At 58.3% G+C, this 8165-nt stretch carries 5 protein-coding genes and 1 pseudogene; 1 reads left to right on the top strand and 5 read right to left on the bottom strand.

What is annotated here, in order from left to right:
• From EN738_RS26210 to EN738_RS26235, 5 genes are all read right to left on the bottom strand, one after another.
• A partial coding sequence (locus tag EN738_RS26210; RefSeq protein ID WP_189605983.1) for an ABC transporter permease subunit occupies window positions 1–1736 on the bottom strand: 1736 nt, incomplete at its 3' end.
• Window positions 1736–2749: an ABC transporter substrate-binding protein gene (locus EN738_RS26215; RefSeq protein ID WP_189552552.1), complete on the bottom strand. Its 1014-nt coding sequence runs from the start codon at window positions 2747–2749 to the stop codon at window positions 1736–1738. The genes EN738_RS26210 and EN738_RS26215, both read right to left, overlap by 1 nt.
• A gap of 68 nt (window positions 2750–2817) precedes the next feature.
• On the bottom strand, window positions 2818–4023 hold the full coding sequence (locus EN738_RS26220; protein WP_127241196.1) for an ABC transporter ATP-binding protein: 1206 nt from the start codon (window positions 4021–4023) through the stop codon (window positions 2818–2820).
• A gap of 669 nt (window positions 4024–4692) precedes the next feature.
• Window positions 4693–5985, bottom strand: coding sequence for an amidase (locus EN738_RS26230; protein WP_245494692.1), 1293 nt, complete (start codon window positions 5983–5985; stop codon window positions 4693–4695).
• Between the two features lie 22 nt (window positions 5986–6007).
• The gene (locus tag EN738_RS26235) at window positions 6008–6229 is read right to left on the bottom strand and encodes a hypothetical protein (protein ID WP_127241199.1); all 222 of its coding nucleotides are present in this window, start codon (window positions 6227–6229) and stop codon (window positions 6008–6010) included.
• Window positions 6230–7599: 1370 nt separating this feature from the next.
• On the opposite strand from EN738_RS26235, the pseudogene EN738_RS26240 reads away from it, so the two are divergent.
• Window positions 7600–8165: pseudogene (locus EN738_RS26240) on the top strand (ATP-grasp domain-containing protein); the annotation flags it as partial.

Raw genomic sequence — 8165 nt, forward strand, 5'->3', positions numbered from 1 at the left:
GCGATCAGCAGACTTGAAACGGCAGCGATCGTCGGCGTGATCTCTTCCCGAATTCCCGACCACATCTTGATCGGCAAGGTGGTGGTGTCCGGCCCGCTCACGAAAAGTGACAGCACCAACTCGTCGAAGGAATGCAGGAAGGCAAAGAATCCGGCGACGATTAACGCAGGACGCATGAGCGGGAGTACGATTTTCCAAATCGTGACCATCCGCGAAGCCCCCAAACTCGCGGCGGCGTGCTCTAGGCGGACGTTCAGGGCCTGTAGGCTTGCGGCGACAATCAGCACGACTAAGGGAACGGCGCCGATCGTATGTGCGATCACCAGAGCGAGATTCGTGTTGACGAGCTGCAACCGTGCAAACAGGAAGTAGAGGGCAACCGCACTGACGATTACCGGCACGATCATCGGTGCAAGCAAGAGCTGGTATCCGACACGGCGCATCCGCGGACTGCCGCGCACGAGCGCCATCGCAGCCGCTGACCCGATGGCAAGGCTTACAAATGCGGTAGCTGTTGCAATGCCCAAACTTTGCAGCGTGGCGGAGACCCACGCGCGGCTTGTAAAATATGCCTCATACCATTGCAGCGACAGGCCGGGGGGCGGGAAATCGAGGAAGCGCGAGGAACTAAATGAGATCGGAACAATGATCAGGATGGGACTGACCAGAAACACAGCAACGAGCAGACTGAAGCCGCGTAGCAGCTTGCCACCAAGAGCCCAACGCTCACAACCTATGGCGAAGCCGGCCGGAACCCGAAGGCTGCGAGCGACCGCCCGCACCAGGGCCGTAGCGAGGTCAACAAGTTGGACGTAAGCGGTGGTTGAACGACGAACGGGTGTGCCAGCCGATTGGGCAGCCCCGTGCTGAGATCCGAGCAAGCTATCGATACCGACGAAATGATTGGAAATTGTATAGACCACCAGCGTGATCGAGAGCAGCACGGTAGCGGCAGCGGCTGCGAGTGGCCAATTCAGCGTCACGTTTGCATAAATGTCGATTTGCATCGGCAATAGGATTGTGTTCGGGCCGCCGAGCAGCGCGGGAGTGATGTAGAACCCGAGAGCGAACACAAAGACCAGCAGCCCGGCCGCGATCACGCCCGGTAAGCTCAAAGGAAAGAACACGCGCCAAAAATTCTGGGGCGCAGAGGCTCCGAGGGAGGCGGCAGCGCGAGTCAGACTGGATGGAATCCCTCTCATTACGCTGATGAGCACCAAAACCATAAACGGCATGAGGATGTAGACCATCGCTATGAGCACACTGAACTTATTGTAGATCAGGTCGATAGGTCGTTCGGTGATGCCGAAGTCCATTAGAAGTTGGTTAATAACGCCAAAGCGCCCAAGGATCACCATCCATGCATAGGTACGCACGAGGTAGCTCGTAAAGAACGGCAACACTACTGCAAGCAATAGCGCTCTAGCGACCCAGGTGCGGGCCGCAACGATCCAGAAGGCGAGTGGATACCCCATTAGGAGGCAAAGCAGCGTAACTGTTATTGCCAGCTCGAAGGTGTGACTGAGGATGATCCAGTTCGTTCGATCACCCAAGAACTCTTGGAAGTGTGCGAGCGTCGGTCCAGGATCGAACAGGCTGAGAGAGAGGAGACCAGCGAGCGGGACGAAAAAGAAGATCCCGAGCAGAAGTGCCATCGGAGCAAGCAAGAGCGAGGTTTCGCGATTGTGTAGGGGCCACGCGATGGCCGCTCTGACGGTCTGGTATAAAGTGGCCATTAGCTGGCCACCCATTGGGTCCAGCGCTCCACGAGCACTTCGGTATTAGTTTTGCCCGAGGAGGATTGGGCTTCCCAGTAGGCCGGATCGTAGAAGAATTGCTTGTCAATGTTCTCAGGCGCAGTCGGCAGTTTGGCGGCCACACTGGGCTCAATGTAATTAAAGGCAGCCCGATTGAGCGGACCATAAAAGATGAGATTGTTGAGACGAGCTTGCGCCTGCGCGGTAGCCTGGTAGGCGACAAACCGCATGGCCGCGGCCCGGTTTTTCGTGCCCTTCGGAACGACCCAATGCAGCGGGCTAAGCATCCCTTCGTTCCACTGGTAATCAACGCCAGCGCCCTGCTCCTGAAGGATTTGCATTCGGCCATTCCATGCCGAGGACATCGCAACCTGACGATCCGACAGGAGCTGACCTGGTTCGGCGCCCACGCTCCAGAATTTCGTTATATGCGGTTTGATGCGATCGAGAGACGCGAATGCCTGGTCGAAGTCGATTGGGTACAGCTTGTCCTTCGGAATCCCGGCTGCCAGCAACGCAAATTCGACCGTCCGTTCTCTGAGGGAGCGAGGCCCCGGAAACGCGCTGACGTCCCAGAACTCAGTCCATGAGCGGGGGCGCGGCTTGTCGGCCGGGTAATCGGCCGTGGAGAATGCCATCACGGTGCTGAACACGTACGAGCCCACGGCATATTTTGTCTTTGCCTCAGGAACAAGATTATCTAGCGTTTCCTTATCGAATGCCGCATAATCGATTTCTTCGACATACTTGTCTGCATCTGATCTAAACGCAGGGCCGGATATCTCCACCACATCCCATTGCACATTGCTGCTATCGACTTGCGCCTTAAGCTTCGCCGCGTCAGCCGGAGACACATAAGTCACCTTGATGCCTGTCTCACTCTGGAAGGGATCAACTACGGCTTTGCGGAACGCCTCCTCATACGATCCGCCACCGGAAACGACCACCAGGGTCGACTCTTGCGCTCGCAAAATGCTTGGGGCGCCAAGCACCAGCGCCGCTCCGCTGAGTCCTATTAGGGCCTGACGTCGCGTCGGCCGACTGGAGTTGCTGTAGCACCTCATGAGCTCTCTCCCTTATGAAGACCATATCGGATGCGATCTGCGGCCGAGGTCACCTGCAACGAAGCCGCCTCAGCTTCGAGATGGTCGGGTACACCTTGTCTCGGGCCGTTCGCCTTCACAGAAAGAAGGCGTCCATCCCGCGCGTCCCAGCCAATTCGCACTTTCTCACCGAGTTTGAACCGTGGAGAGGAGGCGCGATAAGCTACGGCTACAGTGAGAACTACGGAAGGGGCCCCACGCAAGCGTACTTGGCACTTGACGATGTTTCCGCGGTAAATAGCCTCTTGGATCACACCCTCGAATTCGTTGTCAGCGCACGCGCCTGTTGCGAGAGGGATGATCTTCTCGGGTCGGACCATGAGGCTCACGGGCCCCATCACCTGGTGCTCGGCTCCCTGCCACGTCGCTCGAACCTGCAGGCCAGCGACATCGAGGAGCGGACCGTGATCTGTCTTTCCAACAAGACGAGCGTCGAGGAAGTTCGATTCGCCAATGAAGCTCGCAACAAAGCGGGTTTCTGGCGTCTCATATATGTCTTCCGGCGTACCAATCTGTTCGACCTTGCCCTCATTCATCACCACGATTCGGTCGGACATTGTGAGCGCTTCACTCTGGTCGTGGGTGACGAAGACCATTGTTGTTCCAAGAGATTTTTGTAGGCGCTTCAGTTCGAGCTGCATGTGCTCTCGAAGTTGCTTATCAAGCGCACCAAGCGGTTCATCCATTAGAATTACACTTGGGCGGAACACAAGCGCACGCGCCAGTGCAACCCGCTGCTGTTGACCGCCGGACAGCTCGTGAGGCATGCGGCCCCCATATTCACCGAGCTGAACAAGATCGAGTGCCGCGGCGACACCGGCTTGAATGTCGTAGCCGGATATTCCGCGCATCTTCAACGCAAACGCCACGTTCTGGAAAACGGAGAGATGAGGAAACAGCGCGTAGTTCTGGAATACAACTCCGATGTTGCGCCTGTGGACTGGTAGCCTCGTTATTGGTCGAGCACCGACAGAAATTTGGCCAGTGTTTGGCGCTTCAAACCCCGCGACCATCATCAACGTTGTCGTTTTCCCGGATCCGCTTGGCCCAAGAAACGAGACAAACTCGCCAGCCTCGATCTGGACCGACATGTCATGAACGGCTCGTACGCTGCCATATTGCTTACAGAGTCGCTCTAGTCGCAGCGGTTCACCTCGGGGCATCGAGACCTCTTAGTCGTTGCAAATAATGCAACGGTGTTGCAATTACGTTGAAACCTGACAGGGGTGTGAACGCTTGTCAAGCTGAGCTGAGGAGTCATCGATGAATTCTGACAAACATGCCTCGAGCGACCGTGACCGAGCCCCGCGGGGAGGTTACAACCTTGCCACGCGCCTTAAATCTGCTGAGGATACTCGGCGCGAGTGAAAGGCCGATCGGAGTGAATGAGATCGCGCGGCGGCGAGAACAGCATGCAAGCGCGGTTTCGAGGACGCTGTCCACGCTTGAGCACAATGGATTAGTCCAACGGGACGAAGATCCGCGCATCACCATACCGGCCCGCGGCATATGGAACGGCCGCTATCAAGGCCTGACACGTGACCGCTCGATCCATGCCCGATGCTTCAGGTTCTAGCTTGCAAAACGGCTGGCATCCACACATGAACTTGACGTGGTCCGTGTGGCGCGACCCTATCTCGAGGAACTTGCCGAAAGCACGAGGGAAATGGCCTCAATCAGTCTTTGGAACAAGACTGAGGTTCGCAGATGCTCGCGTCAAGGCTGCAAGAGGTTCTGCGCTCGGCCTGGAACGCTACACGCACCCCAGACCACCGAACGGACCGTTCCGGATTGCTTCAAACGGACAGCTTGGCTGCGGTCTGGATCTGGTTCTATCCAAGCATTCTCTCGAGCATCAGGGCAATCTCGAAGAGCTCGGCGTCGGAGCCCGGCGCACCAACCAACTGTACCGCAACGGGCAGGCCGCGGCTTTGCAAAGAGACCGGCAACACCAGTGCCGGGGCGCCTACTAGGTTGAAGAATGACGTGAACAGTGTCAGCGCGTTGCCGATTGGCATGGTCTGTCCGGCTACCCTAACCTCGACTGTGCCGATCTTCGGAGCCGTGATGGGGCAGGCCGGCGTTAGAAGGACGTCGAACGCTTTCATCGTATTTACAAACGCCCGTCTGTAGGTCTCCAGCATGCGCTTGCATTGAATATAGCTTTCCGCCGAGATGAACTGCGCCAGCACCATGCCGCTGCGCATATCGGCGCCGAAATGATCGCGGGCGCGGGCGAGATTGGGCCCATGATATGTCAGAGTCTCGGCCAGTTGGATGGTCAGCGATACCGTGCGGGCCTCGGCTTGATCCGGCAGGTGGGCGACGGCGAAGGTGGCGCCCGACCGTAGCAGATGCGACTTAGCGGCGAGGAATGCGCCGCGCACGGACGCTTCGCATTTATGTTCCCAGCCCTGAACTAACCCGACCCTCAGGCCCTTAGGTGGCAGCGCAGGTGGGATCATCGCAATGTGCCTTGCGACCGTCGTTAGGTCCTCGACGCATGTTGTCAGCACCCCCGCATGGTCCAGTGACCAGCAATACGGGAAGACGCCGTCGAGGCTAATCAGGCCGAAGCTCGGCTTGTACCCGGTGATACCGCAGAGCGCGGCCGGAACCCGCACAGAGCCGCCAGTGTCCGTGCCGAGCGCGAACGGCACGATGCCTGCCGCCACGGCCGCGGCGGAACCGCTGCTCGACCCGCCGGCGAGCCTAGTCTCATCATGTGGGTTAACGACCGTTCCGGCCCAGCCATTCTCCCCCGTTGCGCCATAGGCGAATTCGTGGAGATTGGTCTTGCCGATCAGGCACGCCCCGGCTGCATCAAGCTTGCGGATAGCCACTGCCGTCGTTTCTGGCACGTTGGTCTGCAGCAGCCTGCTGCCGCAGGTTGTCCGAATACCGCTCGTCTCGAACATGTCCTTCGCTGCATAGGGAACGCCATCAAGGGGCCCAAGGATGCACCCGGTCGTGCGGCGTGCATCGGCTTGTCTGGCCTGCGTCAGAGCATGTTCAGCGGTCACAGTGATGAAGCTGCGCAGCGACGGATTGCTCCGTTCGGCCGCTGCGATACTTTCATGGGCGATGTCGACTGCGGATCGGCTGCCGTCCTCGAACGCAGCCACCGTGGTCCTGATTGACCTCAACTCAGTCATCGTCGAAGTTGGGCGCTGCCGCTCGGGCGTGGGGTGCGACATCGCCCAGGTCCTTGGCGACAATCCCGCGCAGATCCGCGAGCACGCTCGCTAAACTTGAGACAACCCCGAAGGCGGGCCTGATCAACTGCTGAAGATCGTCATCGGCCCATCGGCCGCCGAGAAACTCGGCGTTAATGGATTTCAGCGTTTCAAGACGCGGCTTGAGCATCATGTCCTCTCTCTCACAACGGTCAGGGCGGGATAGCAGCTAGGTCCTCGAACCCGGTTTCGTTCGATGGAATCACCGATACGGCCCCCGAAGGTTACCTCGGTGAGGTCTGCCTCCATCGACCGCGAAAGTCATGCCAGATGGAAGCAGGCGCTGCTCGCCTGGCTTGAGCCGGTGCGAGCCGGCCGAGAATCCAGCACTCGTTTTGATCTTCTCGGCCGCTACTCTGATTACATCGCAAGTAGTGCACCTTGATAGCCGCGAGCCGCTGCCTACTGGGCTGCCGCCGCGGTTTCATACACCCGCAGCTGCTCACGGATGACGTGCCCATGGAGAGTTCGCGGTCGAAGCCGAAGTTTTTCGTGAATTGACAATGCCACAGAAGCACAGATCGAACGGATCGCCCTTCAGTCATACGGCCCAACGGTCTCTGAACCATGTACGTGTCATGTTGCAGGTCGTAGGTCGTCGGCGGAACGGAAGCTGTCTGTTTTGGCTTCGAGAAGCGACGCTTTGCGCGTGCCGGCGCAATTGCGGCGGCTGCGACCTCCGGACATGAGAACTTTGTCGCGGAGTGCCTCGCGAGCATCCCGGATGCTGCTGCATCGCTAAGCCGCCGGTCGAGCCCGACAAGCGCGGATGCCAACGCGCTCCTCCATTCGCCTTCCATTCCCGCCGCTTCATTCCAGGACGTCGTTCACCCGGATCAGAGGACTTCCTTGCTGCGCAAGTGGTCTCGAAAAGTCGGCTTTACAGCCTGCGCGGGGTGTCTGTCGGCTGCTGATGGCCGCGGCCATTAGACACCCGCGAACTGCTGTAGCTGGATAACGATGCTCAACCGCACCACTGACTCAGTCAGCCGGTGGCGATTGCAAGCGTGGAAATGATCTCGATGTTATTGAAGAACTCGACCGGGTCACCCGACGCTGTTGGCTGACCCGGCATAGGCATTGAAGGTGTTATCAATATGCCATTTGTCGCTCAGGTTGCGCTTGCGTCGATTGAAAGTTCCAGCAAAGAGCCCAGCGGCTCAAGGCTGGATGGTCGTTTGGTCGGTAGCGGTGCCTCGCGGCCATTTCCCGACCACGCAGGTTCAAACTACAGATTGGGGGCCAGCGCACACTAAGCAAGACCCACTAATTGAAACCGACGCCCTTGAACATCGCAAGCCCCCGAACTTCGTTGAGGGTCCCCGTGCCACACCGCCGGCAAGTCGAACGGCTATAACAGATCCTTCAAACAAATTTACAGAACCTTTGCGACTGCAGGTCGCTGACGCTGGTACTTAGTACGTGTCCGGGGTCGCACGGCTACAAAGCTAAATCCTGTTTACGCTGAGACCGCCGCACAGCACGCAATGGAGGTCATCGCCAATGGAACAGAGAGCGCTCATCCTGATTGAAGGTCATAGGGCCAATGGTCCGCTCTACGTCCGAGCGGCTCAGCGTCTTGGCCTTTGTCCAATTACCCTGTCGGCCGACCCAACTCAATACGATTATCTTGCGGCCGAAAAGCTTGAGGCAATCCAAGTCGATTCAGGCAATCTTGATGCGCTGATCCGCGAATGTTCCCGGTTAAACGTGAGGTATGACATTGCTGGCATTACGGGCTTTGCGGGCAATGACGAGTCGGTCTCTGCGACAGTTGGCAAGCTCTGCCAGCATTTCGATCTGCCGGGGCCGGACCCCATATCCATTGAAAGATGCTGCGACAAGTACACTCAACGTCAGCTCCTCGCGAAGGCCGATGTTCCAATGCCTGCTTATCGCTTGGCAGCGAATGCGACGGAGGTTCAAAGCTTTGCAGCGGAGATCGGGCTGCCGGTAGTTCTTAAGCCAGCCATCGGCAGCGGCAGCATCGGTGTCCGCTTGTGCCGCAATGTCGAAGAGGTGGCCGAACACACGAACCACCTGTTGGGCGGGGACCCCACGCAGTCTTC

It is taken from the genome of Mesorhizobium sp. M4B.F.Ca.ET.017.02.2.1 (assembly GCF_003998955.1).
Classification (GTDB): domain Bacteria; phylum Pseudomonadota; class Alphaproteobacteria; order Rhizobiales; family Rhizobiaceae; genus Mesorhizobium; species Mesorhizobium abyssinicae.

Bases quoted from the DNA above. Each gene is read 5' to 3' on its own strand.
- EN738_RS26220 (WP_127241196.1), bottom strand. From the start codon at position 4,023: ATGCCCCGAGGTGAACCGCTGCGACTAGAGCGACTCTGTAAGCAATAT.
- EN738_RS26235 (WP_127241199.1), bottom strand. From the start codon at position 6,229: ATGATGCTCAAGCCGCGTCTTGAAACGCTGAAATCCATTAACGCCGAG.